Genomic DNA, 17,704 nt, shown 5'->3' with positions numbered 1-17,704 from the left:
CTCGATGCGTAACCTGATCAAGGCGCATGAGCGGGTCAAGGACTTCGACTGGGAGCATTCGTACGCCGAGAAGCCCGACCGCTATCCGACCAAGTACGTCATTCCCCGCAAGACTAAGGACCCCTTCCGCCACCTGATCCGCGATTACGTGTCGATGGAGCAGGAGAAGGATGACCGCCAGTACGGTGCCATGGAGGACGCACTGGCCAGGTCTAACTCTGCCGGCAAGGCGCAGCCGCGCTGGATGGAGATCTTGAAGATCGCGCTACCGGTCGTGAACTTCGGTGAGTACGCGGCCATGAAATGCTGCGGCCAGCTGGTGGACACCGTGGAGAACGCCGAACTGCGCCAGGGATACATGGCGCAGATGATCGACGAGGTCCGGCACACCAACCAGGAGCTGTACCTCAACCGGTACTTCGCCAAGCATGCGGCCGACCCGGAGGGCTTCCACATCGGGATGAAGGCGCGCGGGAGCAACCTGTTCGGAGTGGCCGGCCGGGCGGCCCTGGAGGCATTCTTTGTTGGTGACCCCGTCGAGGGCGCGCTCAACCTCCAGGTGGTCGCCGAGACTGCGTACACCAATCCGATCTTCGTCACCCTCACCGAGGTCGCGGCGGCCAACGGGGACAACGTCACCCCGAGTGTGTTTTTGAGTGTCCAGTCCGACGAGGCCCGGCACATGGCCAACGGCTACTCGACGCTGGCCGCCGTGGTCTCCAACGAAGACAACCTCGAGTACCTGCAGGCCGACTTCGACCGCGCATTCTGGCGCCAGCACTCCTTCCTCGATCCCTTCTTGGGAGTCGTCTACGACTACTTCCAGAAGGAGCGCGGGCACTCCTACCTGGAGAAGTGGACCGAGTGGATCGCGGAGGACTGGGTCGGCTCATACATCTCCAAGATGGAGCCCTACGGCCTGACCGTGCCCGAGTGCTTCCACCTCGCGAAGGAGCAGATGCGCTGGAAGCACCACACCGCCGCGATGCTGGCCGCCGCATCCTGGCCGCTGCATTTCTGGCGCTGGGATCCGCTGACGGAGTCTGACTTCGAATGGTTCGAGAACAAATACCCGGGCTGGTATGAGCACTACGGTCCCTTCTGGGAGAACTTCCGCCAAATCACCAAGGCCGAGGACGGTGTCAACCCGATGGCGACGTTAGAGGCGCTGCCGCCGCTGTGCCAGGTATGTCAGATGCCATGCATCTTCCCGCGACTCGACTGCAGTGAAGTTCGGTTCCGTGAACACGGCGGTCGCACGTTGCCGTTCTGCGGGGCCATGTGCGAGACACTGTTCTTCCAGGAGCCCATCCGTTACGCGCAGAGCCGAACCTTCTGGCAGCACCACGACGGGGTGGGCCTGGCGGATCACCTGGTGGAAAACGGCCTACTGCGGTCCGACGCGAAGACCCTCATCGCGCAGCCGTCGCTGGACACCGAACGCATGTGGACCATCGACGACGTCCGCGCCTGGGGTATGGAGATCAGGGACCCGATGCCGGCGATCACTGCGCAACTCGCCGCCGCCGGCGCTTCCGGGAACGGGACGGGCGCATGACCGCGATGTTGCCCGGCACCGTCGACTGTGCGGGCAAGCCGACCCGTGACTTCACTTATATCCCGTCGCGCCGCCGCAGACTGTCCGAGTACGAGGCGGTCACCTGCTTCGCCCAACCCGACGTGGACGGGTTCGACCAGCAGGGCTGGCTGTTGCGCGACGTCAACGGGCGAACACCCTGGATCCGGGAATCGACCGCGCTGGTCCACCCGAACTGGTTCCTGTTCCGCGACCCCGCATCGCATTGGCAGCGCACTTACGTACGCATGCAAGCCGAGCAGGAGCGCGCGATCGCGCGTTCGGCAGAAGACGCAGCGGCCGACGGGGTCTTCAATGAGTTTGATCCGGTGTGGACCCGGGAGATCCTCGGCCGACACTATCGCGCCTGGGCGTATGCGGAGTACGGGTTGTTCCGGGCGTTCGCCGTGGCACAGCGCGAGGCGCTGTCGGACACGCTCGGCAACGTTTTCTGCTTCGAGGCTTTCGACCGGATGCGCCACGCCCAGGACATTGTGTTGCATCTGCTCGAGCTCGAAGACCACGTCGACGGCTTCGCCGATGACGGTGCGAAGGCGGTTTGGCTGGAGGACCAGCGGTATCAACCGACGCGTCGACTGGTCGAGGAACTCGTGGCGGGCAACGACTGGGGTGAGCTGGCCATCGTGACAAACCTGGTATTCGATCCGATCCTCACCGAGCTGGCCGTCAGCCAGCTGGTGCGCCGGTTCGGACCCTTCCACGGCGACCCGGTGACCCCCCACCTGGTGGGGACCACTGAACGAGACCGGCGCCGCAACCTCGCCTGGACCCAGGAGTTCGTCCGTATTGTCACCGACCCGACGGTTCCGGAATGTCAGAAGAACGCGGCGACCATAACCGACTGGTTAGATTCGTGGACGCCCAGGGTTCATGAGGCAGCGAAGGCGATGGCCGACGTCTACGACCTGCCGCCGCTGCAGGTCGCACGGTTCGACGACGTATTCGCCGTCGCCCAGCGGACCCAACAGGAACTGGTCGCGGGGCTCAACCTGAAAGTGGGGGCGGCCGCATGAGCGCACCGACCAAAGCCGCTGACAGCAAGGTTGCGATGGTGCTGATGAAGAGCGAGGAGGCCGACGCCACCATCGACGTGCTCACGGTCGACCATCCCGATGTCAAGATCGTCGATCAGGGGCCCTACTGGTACTTGGAACACCCGACCGAGATCCGCGTCGACATGGCCCGCGTGTCGGAGGAGATGGGTGGCAAAGACATCACCATCGGCCAATGGCTGGTGGTGATGTCGACCTTCGTCGGCCGGGCCGAGACTGACGACGACAGCTTCCGGGTCACCTCGGAGATGCTGGAACTCAACGAGCCCGTGCCCGCTACGGCGGGCTAAGCGCCGGGGTGGTGGCGATGTACTCGGCCCGGGTCGAACCCGGCGGCACAGATTTCTCGATAAAGCCCGGCGAGTCGATCCTGGACGCCGCGCTGCGCAGCGGGGTCGCGCTGAAGTACGGCTGTCGGCACGGCAACTGTTCCAGCTGTAAGTACCTGGTGACAGACGGCGAGGTGGATTACGGCAACGCGTCGCCATATTCGCTGTCCAACGCGGAGCGGGATGAGGGCTGGGTGCTGCTGTGCTGCGCGACTGCCCTCGACGACCTAGAGATCCAGGATGACCGGGTATTCGATCAGCGGCAACGGCCGCTGATCACACCCGGGGAGTTCGACGGGCAAGTGATCGGGATCGACAAACTGACACCGTCGCTGCGTCGGTTGCGGATCCGTACCGAGCAGCCGGTCGCCTTTTACGCGGGCCAGTTCATGGAGATCGCGGTGCCGGACGCGGTAGGTCAATGGCGGTCCTACTCCCTGGCTTCTGCGCCCGGCGCCGCGCAGAAGCTCGAGTTCGTCATCAAGGTGATCGACGGCGGTGCCTTCTCGGGACAGCTTGACGTGCTGGCGGTGGGCACTCGACTGCGGGGTCGGGGTCCATTCGGTGGCGGTTATCTGCGGGAGGGGGACCGTCCGGTCCTGCTGGTAGCCAGCGGCTCCGGCATCTCGCCAATCCTGTCAATGCTGGAGCACGCGGCCCAGCGCGGGGACGAGCGTAGGTTCACTTTGTTCTACGGGGCTCGGATAGCGGCGGAGCTTCCGTGCGAGGACCGCATGGAAGAGCTTCGCGGGATGCTCGACCTGACGTATTGCCCGGTGCTATCCAAACCGACGCCGGAATGTGGCTGGACCGCTGAACCCTCGCGAGTAACCACCGAAGTCCGGCGTCGGATCGGTGACGGTGCCCCATATGACGCCTACGTCTGTGGCAAGCCCGAGATGTGCGACGCGGTCATCGCACTGCTCGAAGCAAAAGGTACTCCGGAAGCGACGATCTTCAGCGACAAGTTCTTTCCCGCCGTGGAAAACCACGTATAGCCAACAGTCGATGTGGTAGCGAGCGTCCGCCTACGGTCGACCGACCGGAAGTTCGGCTCGCACTGCGGGACGAACGGATTGGAAGGGCGAGGGATCTCCACTATTTGGAGATCCCTCGCGTTGATCACGTCACTTTGACCTGCCGCTCGGTGGGATCGGATCTCAGGCAGGCCGACGTTCCGAAGCCGCAGTCAATAGTTCCTGTTCTGGCGGAAGGGTTTGGAGGTGTGGCGTTGACCCTGACCCGGCACCATGACCGGTGCGTTTCGCGGTGAGGGCAAGACCGTCGCCGAAGACAATGCGTGAAATCGCCGAAATCGGCCGTGGGTCGGCGTCACTGGAGCCAACGCTCTCGGGGGAGCAGCGGCTCGTCGAGGCGGCCGTTCGCCTCGAGCATTCGCTCGAACTGGTTCAGATGACGCAGCATTGCGCTCGACGCGCGGTCTGCGTCGCCGGCAGCCACCGCACGCGCGATGCTTTGGTGCGCCCGGCGGGTATCCTCCATGTCTAGCTCGCTGAGCGACTCACCGGGGACGTGCCACGACAACTCCTGTTCGAACATCGCGATGACGAGCCGCAAGACCTCGTTGTTGCTGCACACCGCGAGCGCCTCGTGGAACTCTACCGATGGTTCCCAAGAACCGTTTCGAGACGTGGCGTCAGCAGTCGCGAGCAGCCAGCCGCGCTGCTCGTCGGTGGCTGATCGGGCTGCAACAGCGGCGACAGCGGGTTCGAGGAGTTTGCGGAACTCGCAGAACTTTCCGGTTGTGGTTTCGGCCAGGGTCAGTAGTAGCGCAACGGATCTGCTGATCTGCCGCATGTCGGGACGAGTTACCCGAACGCCACCGCGTGGGCCTCGGCGGATCTCGATCAAACCATCGGATTCGAGCAAGCGCAGCGCCTCCCGCACAGTGCCTCTGCTGAAGCCCTCCTCGGAGATCAACTCCGCTTCCGAAGCCAACTGGTCGCCAGGCCTCATCGCGCGGCCGAGGATTTGTGCACGGAGCCGGTCGGCCAGAACATCTGACGCCTTGGGTACTCTGGTCTGGCGGCGTACTGCATGCGGCGTTTCAGATGTGTCTACCGCCTTGTCGATGTGGCTGTCCAATCCCGCTCCTATGGCCTGCTTGAAGGTGACGTGGGGCGGAGATTCACCTCCAGCCCGCATGCACAGTGCTCTACATAAATGATAATGATTCCACGACAATTCGCTGAGGGACTCGTTAGTCATCGCCCGGCGTAGTCTCGCGTTCAACTCAAGGGCTCAAGGGCTCAAGGGACTGTGGGGCGGCGTCTCGGACAGCCGGCTTTGTCGGCTCTGCCCGCGGTCAACCTCTGCACTTGATTAGCAACGGGACCGAATCACGGTTCAGGATCCAATCCAGCGGGAACCCCGGCCCGCCGTGGTGGCGACGTGATCGCGACACCCGAGAGTCACCACCTGTGTGGTGGCGGGGTGTGGGTGTGGGTTGTTGTGGCCTGGCCGGTGAGGTGGCATGTTTCCACCGTAGCTTCTGTAGTTTTTCGTGTTCGTGTTCGTGTTCGTGTTCGCTGCGTGGTGGACCTCCGATCGGAGGTAGTCGACTGTGGGGTTGTGTGTGATGCTGGTCTCAACGCGGCGGTGGTTGGCGCCGTTGTCACAGTCGGTGGAAGCGATGGATGAAAGGGAGCGATTGATGACCGCATCGATCACGACGCAGCACGAGAAGATCAAGTCCTTCGATTGGGAGCCGAGTTATTTTCGGCGTGATGCGTTGTATCCGACGAAGTATAAGATCCCGCCGAAGACTAAGGATCCGTTCCGCACCTTGGTCCGGGATTATGTCGGGATGGAGGAGGAGAAGGACGATCGGCAGTATGGTGCGCTCGAGGATGCGTTGAGTCGGATGAACAATTCCGGCCAGGCTGAGCCCCGTTTTATGGAGATCCTGAAGCCGGTGCTGTCGTTGGTCGATTTTGGTGAGTATGCGGCGATGAAGTGCACTGCGATGCTTGTCGATACGGTGGAGAATCCGGAGCTGCGTCAGGGTTTTCTGGCGCAGATGATCGATGAGGTGCGCCATGTCAATCAAGAGGCGTACTTGATGCGGTATTTCGCTAAGCATGCTCCGGATCCGGCTGGGTTCAACTCGGGGTTTCAGACGCGTGCTTCCGATCCGATTGGGCGGCCGGGTCGGGCGGTGTTTGAGGCGTTTATGAATGACGATCCGATCACTAATGCCCTGAATCTGCAGGTTGTGACCGAGACTGCGTATACCAATCCGTTGTTTGTGGCGGTGACTGAGGTGGCGGCCGCGAATGGGGATCAGGCGACGCCGTCGGTGTTTTTGTCGGTGCAGTCTGATGAGGCTCGGCACATGGCCAACGGGTATTCGACGCTTGCGGCTGTGTTGAGCGAGCCGGAGAACCTGCCGATGCTTCAGGAGGACTTCGACACGGCGTTTTGGCGTCAGCATGCTTTTCTGGATAATTTCCAGGGGGCGGTTTACGACTATTTTTCGAAGGTTCGGTTGAAGTCGTATAAGGAGTATTGGGATCAGTGGCTCTGGGACGACTGGGCGGGTAGTTACATTGAGCGGTTGGAGCCGTTCGGTTTGAAGGTGCCGCGCTGGATTCATGATGCGAAGCGGCATGTGGAGTGGGGCGGGCATTCCGCGGCGATGGTGTCTGCGGCGTTGTGGCCGGTGCATGCTTGGCGGTCGGATTACATGACTGATGAGGATTTCGCTTATCTTGAGGAAAAGTATCCGGGGTGGGAAGGGCATTTCGGCCCGTTCTGGACGGCGTACCGTGAGATGGGCGATCCGCGCAAGGGTCATTTGGCGTTGGAGTTGTTCTCTGAGATGCCGCCGATTTGTCGGGTTTGCCAGATGCCGTGCGTGTTCCCGCGTCCGGATATCAATGAGGTCCGGTTGTCGGTTGATGCGGCCGGCCAGCGGCATGCTTTCTGCTCGGAGGCGTGCCAGCACATCTTCCGGCAGGCGCCGCAGCGTCATACGGGTATGACGTGGTGGGAGGTCAATGATGGTGTCGAGTTGGCCCGCTACGTTGAGGATAACGGCTTGTTGCGCGCGGATGGTCGGACCTTGATGGGTCAGCCTCATGTGCACACCGATGACCGGTGGTTGTGGACGATCGAGGATATCCGGCGGACCGGATTTGTCATTCAGGATCCGCTCAAGGCACTGCCTGCTGATGCATTCGCGGCGGATATCTGATGAGCGCGGAACTGATTTCGGAGGGTGTGGAGGCTGAGACGGTGGGTGAGGGTTTTTATTCGGCCCGGGATTTGACTTATATTCGTCCGCAGAAGCGTCGGCTCTCTGAGTATGAGGGGGTCATCTGCAATACGCAGCCGGATTTGGGCCAGTTTGATTCTGGTGGCTGGTATCTGTTGAGGCCGGATGGTTTGGGTTGTCAGGATGCCCGGACCACCGCGTTGGTGCATCCGAACTGGTTTGAGTATCGCGATCCGTCTGGTTTGTGGCAGCGTCCGTACATCAAGTTGCAGGCCCAGCAGGAGCGGTCTATCCAGGGGGCGATCACCTCGGCGAAGGCCAATGGCGCGTTGGCCGAGATTGAGCCGGAGTGGCTTGATCTGGTGTCGCGCTATTACGAAGCGTTGGCGTCGTTTGAGTGGGGGATGTTCAAGGCGCATGCCTTTGTCACCCGGGAAGCGTTGTCGGACACTTTGTCGATGGCCTATACGTTCAGTGGGATGGATCGGTTGCGTCATCAGCAGGACATCGCGTTGTACAGCTTGGATCTCCATGAGCAGGCACCGGGTTACACCGAGGGCCTCGGTGCGGGGGTCTGGCTCGGTGATCCGGCGTGTCAGGGGGCGCGTCGGCTGGTGGAGAGGCTGCTGTCGTTGCGTGATTGGGGTGAAATGGTTGTGATGACGAACCTGGTGGTGGAGCCGTTGTGTACCACTGTGATCGGTAGCGAGTTCTTTCGGCGTTTCGCTCCGCTGCATGGGGATGTGGTGATCCCGGTGATCGAGATGACCGCGGAGGCCGATCGGCGTCGCAACCGGGCCGCCACCCAGGCTTTGGTCAAGATGCTCACCGCTGATAGCGATCGTTCCGGTCGGCCGGTGCCGGCTGCGGGTAATCGTGAGTTGATGCAGGGTTGGGTTGATTCTTGGTATCCGGATGCGTTGGCGGCTGTTGATGCGTTCTTGCCGGTCTTTGATGCTGTTCGTGCGGGATCGGGGTTCGCAGAACGGGCCCGACAGCAGGTTGTCGGCACGACCGCTGACATCTTGGCGACGGCCGGTCTGCAGGTTCCCGCGGGGGTGAGGTCATGAGCGGCACCCAGGAACACGGGCGTAGGACGATCGGGCTTGTCTTGATGAAAAGTGAGGAGGCGCAGGCGACTGTGCATTATGTGAGTGAGGAGTGCCCCGGGATTCGGGTGCAGGATCGGGGTACGTTTTTCCTGCTGGAGACGGAGGGGACGATCCGTATCCCGCTGGCTGAGGTGGAGGAGTATCTGGGTAAGCCGTTGACGATGTCACGGTTTTTGGTGTGCATGTCCAGTTATTACGGGCGGGCGCATGTCGAAGATGATGCGTTTGTGGTCACTGCCGACATGTCGCAACTTGAACCGGCGAAGATCTGATCGGATAGTTGATGGCACGTGTCACCCTGGTACCGACGGGGGAGGAGTTCCCCGTCGGTGAGGGCGAAGATATCCTCACCGCCGCGCTGCATCACGGCGTCAATTTGCAGTATGGGTGTCGGCATGGGAACTGTTCCTCGTGTAAGCACTGGTTGCTTGAGGGTGACGTCGATGATTCGGCGGCGTCGGTGTATGCGATCCCGCGTGATGAACGTGAGGATGGGGCGATCTTGCTGTGCTGCACGTTCGCCAAGAGTGATCTGGTGATCGAGATTGACCAGCATGGCGGTGTGGAGACACTTCCGCCGATGACACCGCCCAGTCCGCGGCGGGCCACGGTGTTGGGGTTGCGTTCGCTGACACCGGGGTTGGTTGAGTTGCGGGTGGCTTTGGATGAGCCGTTGAGTTTTCGGGCGGGCCAGTACGCGGAGTTCACTCTCGATGGTGGGGAACGTCGTTCGTACTCGCTGCTGAGTCCGCCGAGTTCGGGAAGTGAGCTGACGTTTTGTGTCAAACGGGTGCCCAATGGGGTGTTCAGCGCCGTGCTCGACGGGCTCGAGCTGGGGTCTGAGCTGCACCTGGAGGCCCCGTTTGGCACGATGTTCCTGCGTGAGAGCGGTCGCCCGGTGATCGCGGTCGGGATCGGCTCGGGGATCGCGCCGCTGTTGTCGATGTTGTCTGATGCGGCCGATCAGAATTGCGAGGTCCCGATCCGCTTCTACTATGGCGCTCGTAGCAGCGGTGATCTGGTGTATGTCGAGGAGTTGGCTGAACTGGCGACGCGGTTGAAGGATTTCCAGTTCATCCCGTGTCTGTCGCAGGGCACCGCCGAGGCGTTGCCGCCGAATGGCCGCACGGGCCGGGTTACCCGGGCGATCGCCGAAGATATTCGGGATGCCTCGCTGTATGACGCCTACCTGTGCGGGGCACCCGAAATGTGTGACGCGGTCGGGCGTCTGCTGGAAGCCAAGGGTCTGCCGGGGGCGCGTATTCACGCCGATAAGTTCTATCCGGCCGTCGAGTCGGCCCCGGTGTCGGCGTGAGTGGGTGTCGGTGTGAGTGGGTGTCGGCCCCGGTGTCGGTGTGCCAGTCGGCGTTCGATGCGCTGCTGCCGTGAGGTTCGAGACAGGTATTACTGTCAAGGAGATTGCTGTGACAGCTGTGACAGAGCACCCGGTGCTGCCGGAGGTTCGCGGGTTTCTGCGTGGCAGCAAGAAGCTGTTGATTGGCGGCCGGTGGGTGGACGCGGCGTCGGGTGAGACGTTCCCCACCATCGACCCGGCTACCGGGGCGGTACTGACCGAGGTCGCCCATGGGCAGGCTGAGGACGTCGATCGGGCGGTCCGCGCTGCCCGGGAGGCGTTCGACACCGGTGCGTGGCCGGCGATGAAACCCAACCAACGTGAACGTTTGTTGTGGCGGGTGGGCGACATTCTCAGTGACCGTGCAGCGGAGTTCGGCCAGCTTGAGGCACTCGACAACGGCAAGTCGGCGGGGATCGCCACCGCGGTCGACGTCGCGTGGTCGGCCGATGTGTTCCGTTATTACGCCGGCTGGGCTACCAAGATCGAGGGTTCCACCGTCACTGTCTCGATGCCGTTTTCTCCCGGTGGGGAGTTTCACGCTTACACGCTGCGTGAGCCGGTCGGTGTGTGCGGGCTCATCGTGCCGTGGAATTTCCCGTTGTTGATGGCGGCGTGGAAGCTGGCCCCTGCCCTGGCCGCCGGGAACACGGTGATCCTCAAACCCGCCGAGCAGACGCCGCTGACCGCATTGCTTCTTGGCGAGGTGTTCCAGGAAGCTGGGTTCCCCCCCGGGGTGGTCAACATCGTCACCGGGTTCGGGGATGCGGGTGCGGCGCTGTCCGGGCACGGTGCTGTCGACAAGATCGCGTTCACCGGCTCGACGGAGGTCGGTAAGAAGATCGTCGATGCGGCCAAAGGCAACTTGAAGAAGGTTTCGTTGGAACTGGGCGGCAAGAGCGCCAACGTGGTCTTCGCTGACGCCGACTTCGAGTTGGCCGTGGAGGGTTCGCTGAACGCCTGGTTGTTCAACCACGGGCAGTGCTGTGTCGCGGGTACGCGGCTCTACGTGGAGGACACGATCTTCGGTGAGTTCACCGGGGCGGTGGCCGAAGCGGCGAGCAAGGTCAAGATCGGTCCGGGGATGGATCCGTCGACCGAACTTGGTCCGCTGATTTCGCAGGAGCAGTTCGACAAGGTCACGGGCTATCTGAGGCAGGGGCTGGCCGATGGCGCGCGGGCGCTGACCGGTGGTAAACGGTGGGGCGAGACCGGGTTTTTCGTCGAGCCGACGGTGTTTGTTGACGTCGAACCCGAGTTCAGTGTGGTCCGCGAAGAAATCTTCGGCCCGGTGGTGACGGCGCTGCCATTCGAGGCGGACAACGGTGTCATAGCCGCGGCCAACAACAGCATCTACGGTCTGGCCGCTGGCATTTGGACCAAGGACATCTCCAAGGCGCACCGGACTGCCAAGAAACTCAAGGCGGGTTCGGTGTGGATCAACCAGTACAACGGTTTCGATACCGCGATGCCGTTCGGCGGCTACAAGCAGTCCGGCTGGGGCCGTGAACTCGGCGGTGCTGCGCTGGATCTGTACACGCAGGTCAAATCCGTCAACATCGCCCTGTGAGGGGCTCTGTACCGATGAGGAGTAGCAGGTGAAGACCACCGCGGCAGTGTTGCTGGAGCCGGGGAAACCGTTCGAGATCATGGAGCTCGACCTCGATGGTCCCGGTGTTGGCGAGGTGCTGATCAAGTACACCGCCGCCGGGTTGTGCCATTCGGACCTGCACTTGACCGACGGTGATCTGCCGCCGCGGTATCCCATTGTCGGGGGCCATGAGGGGGCGGGCATCATCGAGGACGTCGGGCCCGGGGTCACCAAGGTCAAGCCGGGTGATCACGTCGTGTGCAGCTTCATCCCGAACTGTGGAACCTGCCGGTACTGCGCGACGGGACGGTCCAGCCTGTGCGACATGGGCGCCACCATCCTCGAAGGGTGCATGCCCGACGGCAGTTTCCGGTTGCACCGCGACGGGCTGGATTTCGGGGCGATGTGCATGCTGGGCACATTTTCTGAACGCGCGACTGTCTCCGAGCATTCGGTGGTCAAGATCGATGACTGGCTGCCGCTTGAGACGGCGGTGGTGGTGGGTTGCGGTGTTCCGACCGGCTGGGGCACTTCGGTGTACGCCGGCGGGGTGCGCTCTGGTGATACCACCGTCATCTATGGTGTCGGTGGGCTGGGTATCAACGCTGTCCAAGGTGCGGTCAGTGCGGGCGCGAAGTACGTCGTGGTCGTCGATCCGGTGGCGTTCAAACGTGACACCGCCATGAAATTCGGTGCCACCCATGCCTTCGCCGACGCCGCTACCGCGGCGGCCAAGGTCAAGGAGCTCACCTGGGGGCAGGGGGCCGACCAGGCGCTGATCTTGGTTGGCACCGTCGATGAGGAGGTGGTGAGCGCGGCGACTGCGGTGATCGGTAAGGGCGGCACCGTGGTCATCACCGGGCTGGCGGACCCGGCGAAACTCACCGTGCACGTCTCGGGTTGCGATCTGACTCTCAATGAGAAGACGATCAGGGGCACACTGTTCGGCTCGTCCAACCCGCAGTACGACATCGTACGGTTGCTCCGTCTCTACGACGCCGGCCAACTCAAACTCGACGAGTTGATCACCACCCGATACACCCTCGACCAGGTCAACGAGGGCTATCAGGACCTGCGAGACGGCAAGAACATCCGCGGTGTGATCATCCACGCCTGACCGGGTCACTGCGGTAGCCGTACGCCGGCCCGCCGCAGTGATAGCCCCGGCGGGCTGGTTTTCAGCCGGGCAGCGTCGCCTCGTGAGGTGGGTAGCTGGCGGCACGCCCCGACCCGCAACGGTGCCCCGCACAACCAGGCGCCGGCACAACCAGGTACCAGGTGCCCGCACGACCAGCGCGATGCGCGATGTCCTCGGTCACCACCCGGGGCGACAGCTTCACACCGAAGAGAAAAGAGCGCATGAGCGTGGCTAAGACAATCGCCTTCGACGAGGATGCCCGGCGGGCTTTGGAGCGTGGGGTGGACAAACTCGCGGACGCCGTCAAGGTCACCCTGGGCCCCAAGGGCCGCAATGTCGTGCTCGGTCGTCACCTGGCGAAACCGCTTGTGACCAACGACGGCGTCACCGTTGCGCGCGGTATCCAACTCGGCGACCCCTACGAAAAGATGGGCGCCGAACTGGTCAAAGAGGTCGCCAAGAAGACCGACGACGTCGCCGGTGATGGTACGACCACCGCCACCGTGCTGGCCCAGGCCATGGTGCACGAAGGGCTGCGCAACATCGCCGCCGGCGCCAACCCGATGGCGATCAGGCGGGGCATCACCGCTGGGTTGGCCAATGTCATCCGGGCGATCGGCGAGGCTGCTCGACCAGTCGAAACCACCGAACAGATCGCCGCGACCGCCACGATCTCCTCGGGCGACCCGGCTATCGGGAACCTTGTTGCCGCGGCGTTGGACAAGGTCGGTACGCACGGCATCATCACCGCGGAGGCATCGGACACGATCGGCCTGACCCTTGAGCTCGTCGAGGGTGTGCGATTCGAGAAGGGCTACCTCAGTCCGTACTTCGTGACCGACTTCGAACGGCTCGAGGTCGTCCTGGACAACCCGTACATTCTTTTCGTCTCATCGGTGATCAGCTCGGTGCGGCAGCTGATGCCGATCGTGGAAAAGGTGATGAAATCCGGTCGTCCGCTGGTCATCGTGGCCGAAGACGTCACCGACGATGCGCTGGCGACCTTGGTCGTCAACAACGTGCGCGGCACGTTCACCTCAGCGGCGGTGAAGTCGCCCGGTTTCGGCGACCGGCGTGAGTTGATGCTGCGCGACATGGCCATCCTCACCGGTGGCGAAGTCATCTCCGAGGCCATCGGAGTGACCGTCGAGGCCGCGAGCCTCGACTTGCTCGGAACCGCCCGTCGGGTGCTGATCACCAAAAACGACACCTCCATCATCGGCGGCGCCGGCGACCCCGCCGCGATCGCCGGGCGGATCAAGGAAATCACCACCGCGATCGAGGCCTCGACCGACGATTACGACACCGACAAACTCCGGGAACGCCTGGCCAAGCTCAGCGCCGCGGCGGCGGTGATCCGGATCGGCGCCGCAACCGAGATCGAACTCAAAGAACGCAAACATCGGGTCGAGGACGCCGTGCGCAACGCGAGGGCCGCAACCGAGGAAGGCGTCGTGGCCGGCGGGGGTGTCGCATTGCTGCAAGCATCCACGACCGCCTTCGACACACTCGACCTCACCGGCGACGAGGCGACCGGCGCCAACGTCTTACGGATTGCTCTGCAGGCACCGCTGAAACAGATCGCCATCAACGCCGGACTAGAAGGAGGCGTTGTCATCGACAAGGTCAGACGCCTACCAATCGGGCACGGCCTAAACGCCGCAACCGGACACTACGGCGACATGATCGCCGCCGGAATCATAGACCCACTCAAGGTAACCCGACTAGCACTGGAAAACGCGGCGTCCATCGCAGCGATATTCCTGACCGCCGAAGTACTCATCGCCGACAAACCCCAAATCCCGCTATCAGAAATGCCCCCACTCTAAAACGACCGCCGCATTCGCCAACAGTGCGGCCCGTGACGGCGTCGCGGCGGGACCTGGTCAAAGCTCTCGACGCGGGGCTTCGGATCGGCGTTCCTGGCCCGTGTGGGCCGGTCGATCGGTCCAGCCCGCCCGGCAGGCTGAGTAACGGTTGGTCTCATGGACCCGCGCATGCGCGGGTCGAATCTCAACCGGTCAAGACGCACGGATGGCAACGGGGTGTCCGCCGTCGAGGCAGGTCGATCTGGCCGTCGTGTCCGCCGACGGTGCCTGTTGCTGGGCATTCAACGAACGCGCATCGGGCGCCGCTCGCGCTAGCCGGTCGGTGGATGCGCTGGCCCGGTTTCCGCCGAGGGGCGACGGCCTTTCGAGAAATCAGGATCGCGCTTCTCGACAAAGGCTGCGCGGCCTTCGGCAGCGTCGGGCCCGGTCAGATCGAGGGTGGCCGACAGCCATTCGAGTTCGAGGAATCTTTCCAGCGGTACATCGAGTGCGCCGCGGATCATGCCTTTGGTCAAGCGCAGTGCCTCTGCGGGGCCGCGGGCGAGGCTTGCGGCGAGGTCGGTGGCGACGGTCAGCGCTGCGCCAGGCTCGGCGAGTTGACTGACCAGACCCGCGCCAGCGGCCTGCGGCGCGGTGAGCCGTTCGCCGCTCAACAGCAGCGCCGCGGCTCGGTGCCGGCCCAGCGCCCGGGTTAAGAACCAGGCGGCGCCGCAGTCGGGCACGAGGCCGCGCGCCACGAACGGCGCTGCGAACACGGCGTCGCGGGCCGCTACAACCAGGTCGCAGGCCAACGCGAGGCTCCAGCCGGCACCCACTGCTGGCCCCTCGACGGCGGCCAGCACTGGTTTGGGCAACTTGAGCAGCGTGTCGAGCACGCGGTGTCCGACCAGCAACCGCGCCGCGGGTGCGCCGAGCCCCGCTCCGCGGGACGGGGAGGTCTTGACGTCGCCGCCGGCGCAAAACGTCCCGCCGGCGCCGGTGAGTACCACCGCGCGACAGTCGTCGTCGTCGGCCACCTCATCGATTGCCTCGCCCAGCTGGTGCCAGGTTTGCCAGCCGAGGGAGTTGCGCGCACCTGGTCGGTTGAGGGTGAGAACCGCGACGCCAGGTCGCGGCCGGTCGAACAGCACCTCGGGTTCGCTCACTTGCTCGTCCTTCCCGCTGCGGCCAGCGCGCCGTGCGGTGCGGATGGCACCGGACGTTCGCCGGGGTATAGCAGTGCGGCGAGCGCTGAACGTGCCCCGGCCACATTGTCGGCGCCCCGACCGGCGATCGCGGCGCGATACCACAGGTGCAGCCGCTGGTCCCAGGTGAATCCCATACCGCCATGACACTGGATGGCGGCCTCGGCGGCCGTGAGGTAGGCCGCGGAGGCCCACAGTCGGCTGGCCAGAACGTCGCACACGGCGCCGGGTGCGCCGGCGGCGACGTTCCAGGCCGCCTGGTAGACAAGTGAGCGGGCTCCCTCCACACCGCTGGCGGCGTCGGCGAGCCGATGCCGTATCGCCTGGAACGCCCCGATCGGTCGCCCGAACTGCGTTCTCGTAGTGCAGTAGTCCACACTGCGTGCGATCAGCTCGGCGCCGCCACCGACTGCCTCTGCATCGAGAAACAGGCTGTACAGGATCGCGCAGCGCTCCTCTAGCACCGACAGGTCAGGGTGGGTGTACAGCGCTGCCGCCTCCAGGAGGGCCTGGTGCAGGCGGACATCTGCGACGGGCCGACGCAGGTCCACCCCGGTTGACGCGCCGACTTCGACTCCCGCCTGGTCGAAGCCCACGAGAGCGAGCCCTGGTTCGCCGTCCAGGTCGACCGGTACCACGACCGCCTGTGCGTCGGCGGCGGCCGGAACCCGCGGCAGCACTCCGCTGACCCTGATCCGGTTCGCTTCGCGGACCGCGTCGAGACGTCGGTGCCGCCGTTGCGGGTCCCCGTCGCGCCCGGATATGTGAGGAACCGGGGGCGCCGCGGTGATGACGCTGCCGGTTTGCAGTCGCTGGAGCAGCCCGGTCATGTCGGCGGCGTTCGCCAGCGGTATCAGGTAGCCGGCGACCACGTCAACCGGTCCGGGCACTGGGACCGCTCCGAACACTTCGGCAATGTGCACGCCGCCGACCCAGTCCGCTGGCGCACCGGATGGTCCGGTTGCCGCGCCGAAGTGTTCCAGCCATCCGGCCGACACCAGCTCCCGCCACGCAATTGCCCGGGTGTCCCGGGCCGGCTCCCCAATCAAGTCGGGCATCCGCGCCTCAAGAAACGCCCGCAGCGCGGCCTGCAGCCTCGCCAGTTCGTCATCGATCCGGTAATCCATTCCACCCTCCGTCATCGGTCGCTCGGCAGGCCGAGCGCCTTGGCGATCAGGTTGCGCTGGATCTCACTTGTGCCGCCATAGATCGTTTCGGCGCGGGCAAACAACAATGAGCGAGTCCAATCCGACCACCCAGCGTGGGCCCCAGCCACTTCTGGCCCGGCCGCCTCCAGCAGGGTGGCCAGTTGCTTCTGATGGCTTTCGCTCCACAGAACCTTCGCGATCGGCGCGAGCATCCCAGGCTCCGCTCCATCAGCATTGAGCGCGAATACCCGGCGAACGGTGCTGTCCACCACTCGGGTGCGCACGAACGCATCAACCAGGGCGTTCTCGGCGCCCGTGTCGTGATCGACATCGCCCAGCGCGCTCAGCATCCGCGTCAGTTCACGCGTCAGTTGCAGCGACCGCTGGGCCAATGCGCTGGAGCGTTCCCGGGCCAAGGCGTAGGTGGCGACGTGCCACCCGCCGCCGATATCGCCAACCACGTCGGTGGCATCCACGACCACTTCGTCGAAAAACACCTCGCAGAACTCGCTGGTGCCCGTTAAGTTGCGCAGCGGCCTGACGGTGACGCCAGGGCGGTCCATGTGCACCACGACCAACGTCGTACCGGGCGAGTCGGCAACCTTGACCAGCAGATAGCACCGCTGAGCGAACAGCGCGTTGGACGTCCACACCTTCTGGCCTGACACGAGCAAGTGGTCCCCCTCGGGAACCGCCCGGGTGGACAGCGCCGCCAGGTCGCTGCCGGCTTGCGGCTCGGAGAACCCCTGACACCAAATGTCGTCGTGGGACAGCATCGGGCGCAGATACCGTCTTCGCTGCTCGTCGGTGCCGAATCGCATCAGCGCAGGGGCGAAGATACCCATCCCGTTGGTGTTCATCGGCTCCGGTGCGCCTGCCTCGACCAGCGTTTCGACGAACGCGAGCTGCGCGTCCACCCCAAGCCCTAGGCCGCCGCACTCTGTGGGCCAATGTGGTGCAAGCCATCCCGCCTCGAACAGGCGCCGACCCCACTCCCGACGCATCGCGACGTAGGACTCGTCGTCTCCTGTTCCGACCGGGATGTCACGCCACCGCAGCGGCAGGTTCGCCGAAACCCAGTCTTTGAGCCCGGCCCGGTAGTGCTCGGCGCTCGCGCTCAGCCCCAAATTCAC

General features: G+C 63.9%; 15 protein-coding genes. 11 read left to right on the top strand and 4 right to left on the bottom strand.

Going from position 1 to position 17,704, the window contains the following annotated elements:
• Positions 1-4 precede the first annotated feature (4 nt).
• The 4 genes from K9U37_RS16760 to K9U37_RS16745 are packed head-to-tail and all read left to right on the top strand — an operon-like array spanning position 5 to position 3,976.
• On the top strand, positions 5-1,558 hold the full coding sequence (locus K9U37_RS16760) for an aromatic/alkene/methane monooxygenase hydroxylase/oxygenase subunit alpha (RefSeq protein WP_243072645.1): 1,554 nt from the start codon (positions 5-7) through the stop codon (positions 1,556-1,558).
• A complete protein-coding gene (locus K9U37_RS16755) occupies positions 1,555-2,610 on the top strand; it encodes an aromatic/alkene monooxygenase hydroxylase subunit beta (protein WP_243072644.1) in 1,056 nt (351 codons plus the stop codon). The genes K9U37_RS16760 and K9U37_RS16755 overlap by 4 nt, the downstream gene beginning before the upstream one ends.
• Positions 2,607-2,939, top strand: coding sequence for an MmoB/DmpM family protein (locus K9U37_RS16750; RefSeq protein ID WP_243072643.1), 333 nt, complete (start codon positions 2,607-2,609; stop codon positions 2,937-2,939). Before K9U37_RS16755 ends, K9U37_RS16750 begins: the two co-directional genes overlap by 4 nt.
• A gap of 17 nt (positions 2,940-2,956) precedes the next feature.
• Positions 2,957-3,976, top strand: a complete 1,020-nt coding sequence (locus K9U37_RS16745; RefSeq protein ID WP_243072642.1) for a 2Fe-2S iron-sulfur cluster-binding protein — start codon at positions 2,957-2,959, stop codon at positions 3,974-3,976.
• Between the two features lie 334 nt (positions 3,977-4,310).
• Here the strand turns inward: K9U37_RS16745 and K9U37_RS16740 are convergent, their stop codons facing one another.
• Entirely contained in the window at positions 4,311-5,084 is a 774-nt protein-coding gene (locus K9U37_RS16740; RefSeq protein WP_243072641.1) for a FadR/GntR family transcriptional regulator, read from the bottom strand.
• A 568-nt stretch (positions 5,085-5,652) separates the two neighbouring features.
• On the opposite strand from K9U37_RS16740, the gene K9U37_RS16735 reads away from it, so the two are divergent.
• From K9U37_RS16735 to groL, 7 genes are all read left to right on the top strand, one after another.
• Positions 5,653-7,194 carry an aromatic/alkene/methane monooxygenase hydroxylase/oxygenase subunit alpha gene (locus K9U37_RS16735; protein WP_243072400.1) on the top strand — a complete coding sequence of 514 codons (1,542 nt, stop codon included), beginning with the start codon at positions 5,653-5,655 and terminating at the stop codon, positions 7,192-7,194.
• Complete coding sequence (locus K9U37_RS16730) at positions 7,194-8,285, top strand: aromatic/alkene monooxygenase hydroxylase subunit beta (RefSeq protein ID WP_243072399.1); 1,092 nt, start codon at positions 7,194-7,196, stop codon at positions 8,283-8,285. The genes K9U37_RS16735 and K9U37_RS16730 overlap by 1 nt, the downstream gene beginning before the upstream one ends.
• Entirely contained in the window at positions 8,282-8,599 is a 318-nt protein-coding gene (locus tag K9U37_RS16725) for an MmoB/DmpM family protein (RefSeq protein ID WP_243072398.1), read from the top strand. The genes K9U37_RS16730 and K9U37_RS16725 overlap by 4 nt, the downstream gene beginning before the upstream one ends.
• An 11-nt stretch (positions 8,600-8,610) precedes the next feature.
• Positions 8,611-9,642 (top strand): 2Fe-2S iron-sulfur cluster-binding protein, encoded by a 1,032-nt coding sequence (locus tag K9U37_RS16720; protein WP_243072397.1) that lies wholly within the window; start codon positions 8,611-8,613, stop codon positions 9,640-9,642.
• Between the two features lie 109 nt (positions 9,643-9,751).
• Entirely contained in the window at positions 9,752-11,251 is a 1,500-nt protein-coding gene (locus K9U37_RS16715) for an aldehyde dehydrogenase family protein (protein ID WP_243072396.1), read from the top strand.
• A gap of 28 nt (positions 11,252-11,279) precedes the next feature.
• Positions 11,280-12,389 carry an NDMA-dependent alcohol dehydrogenase gene (locus K9U37_RS16710; protein ID WP_243072395.1) on the top strand — a complete coding sequence of 370 codons (1,110 nt, stop codon included), beginning with the start codon at positions 11,280-11,282 and terminating at the stop codon, positions 12,387-12,389.
• A 248-nt stretch (positions 12,390-12,637) separates the two neighbouring features.
• Positions 12,638-14,239: a chaperonin GroEL gene (groL, locus tag K9U37_RS16705; RefSeq protein ID WP_243072640.1), complete on the top strand. Its 1,602-nt coding sequence runs from the start codon at positions 12,638-12,640 to the stop codon at positions 14,237-14,239.
• Positions 14,240-14,550: 311 nt separating this feature from the next.
• Here groL and K9U37_RS16700 read toward each other — a convergent pair whose 3' ends face one another.
• Genes K9U37_RS16700 through K9U37_RS16690 form a run of 3 tightly spaced genes read right to left on the bottom strand, consistent with a single transcriptional unit; the run spans position 14,551 to position 17,704 of the window.
• Complete coding sequence (locus K9U37_RS16700) at positions 14,551-15,384, bottom strand: enoyl-CoA hydratase/isomerase family protein (RefSeq protein WP_243072639.1); 834 nt, start codon at positions 15,382-15,384, stop codon at positions 14,551-14,553.
• Positions 15,381-16,565, bottom strand: coding sequence for an acyl-CoA dehydrogenase family protein (locus K9U37_RS16695; RefSeq protein WP_272888056.1), 1,185 nt, complete (start codon positions 16,563-16,565; stop codon positions 15,381-15,383). Before K9U37_RS16695 ends, K9U37_RS16700 begins: the two co-directional genes overlap by 4 nt.
• Positions 16,562-17,704, bottom strand: a complete 1,143-nt coding sequence (locus K9U37_RS16690; RefSeq protein ID WP_243072638.1) for an acyl-CoA dehydrogenase family protein — start codon at positions 17,702-17,704, stop codon at positions 16,562-16,564. Before K9U37_RS16690 ends, K9U37_RS16695 begins: the two co-directional genes overlap by 4 nt.

Source organism: Candidatus Mycolicibacterium alkanivorans (genome assembly GCF_022760805.1).
Classification (GTDB): domain Bacteria; phylum Actinomycetota; class Actinomycetes; order Mycobacteriales; family Mycobacteriaceae; genus Mycobacterium; species Mycobacterium alkanivorans.
The sequence above is the reverse complement of the archived record's forward strand: the minus strand, read 5'-3'. Positions and strand labels throughout refer to the sequence as shown.